Below are 1,233 nucleotides of genomic sequence, written 5' to 3' on the forward strand. Positions count from 1 at the left end.
AGGTGTGCACCGGGCGGCGGCGCCTGCCCGGTGCACACTGAGTAACCCCGCTCATCCGCGGGCTTCCGGTTATCCGCGAGGCTTCTGAGCGGCGTACCAATCGAGCAGTTCGGGCACGTCGACCGCGGTGGGGGCCACCACGGTGGCGGCTTCCGCGCCCTGGAAGAGCTTCTTGATCGGCACTTCCAGCTTCTTGCCGGTGCGGGTGTGCGGAATGCCGGGGGCGGCGATGATTTCGTCGGGGACATGCCGCGGGGACACCTCGGCGCGAATGGTCGCATTGATCCGGCCGCGCAATTCGTCGGTCAATTCGACGCCGGGGGTGAGCACCACGAACAATGGCATCCAATAGCCGCCGTCGGGCTGTTCGGCACCGATGACCAGCGCCTCGGCGATCTCCGGAATACGTTCCACCGCCTGGTAGATGTCGGCGCTGCCCATCCGGATGCCCTGCCGATTCAGGGTGGAATCCGAGCGCCCGTGCACGACGATGCTGCCGTGGCCGGTGATGGTGATCCAGTCGCCGTGCCGCCAGACGCCGGGGAACATCTCGAAGTAGGCGTCACGGTAGCGGGAGCCGTCGGCGTCGTTCCAGAACGACACCGGCATGGACGGCATCGGCTTGGTGATGACCAGCTCACCGACCTCGTCCCGAACCGGATTGCCCTGTTCGTCCCAGGCGTCCAGGGCCACACCCAGATACGGGGCCGACAGTTCACCCGGCCACACCGGCACGGTGCGGACGCCGCCGATGAACGCCGACACCACGTCGGTGCCGCCGCTGATCGAGGCCACCGGCACCCGCTCGCCGACATTGTCGCGCAGCCACAGTGAGGACGACGGCGGCAGCGACGAGCCGGTGATGCCGACCAGCCGCAGCGCGGACAGGTCGTGGTCGGTGCGGGGCACAGATCCGGCCTTGGCGCAGGCCAGCACGTAGCCGGGGCTGGTGCCGAGGACGGTGGCGCGGGTGCGGGCGGCCAGCCGCCACAGCGCGTCCGGGGTGGGCGCGGCGGGGCTGCCGTCGTAACAGACGATGGTGGCGCCGACCAGCAGTCCGGCGACCTGGAAGTTCCACATCATCCAGCTGGGGCTGGTGTACCAGAAGAACGTGTCGTCGGGCCCGATATCGGATTGCAGGGCAACGGCTTTCAGGTGCTCCAGCAGCACGCCGCCGTGTCCGTGCACGATGCCCTTGGGCTTGCCGGTGGTGCCGGACGAGTACAGCACCCA

General features: G+C 68.7%; 1 protein-coding gene. It reads right to left on the bottom strand.

Annotation, left to right across the window (positions count from 1 at the left end):
- Nucleotides 1–69: 69 nt before the first annotated feature.
- A partial coding sequence (locus tag ACIRS4_RS37625; protein ID WP_404204686.1) for an acetoacetate--CoA ligase occupies nucleotides 70–1,233 on the bottom strand: 1,164 nt, incomplete at its 5' end.

Source organism: Streptomyces sp. NPDC101166, assembly GCF_044768125.1.
In the GTDB taxonomy this organism is placed as follows: Bacteria; Actinomycetota; Actinomycetes; order Streptomycetales; family Streptomycetaceae; genus Streptomyces.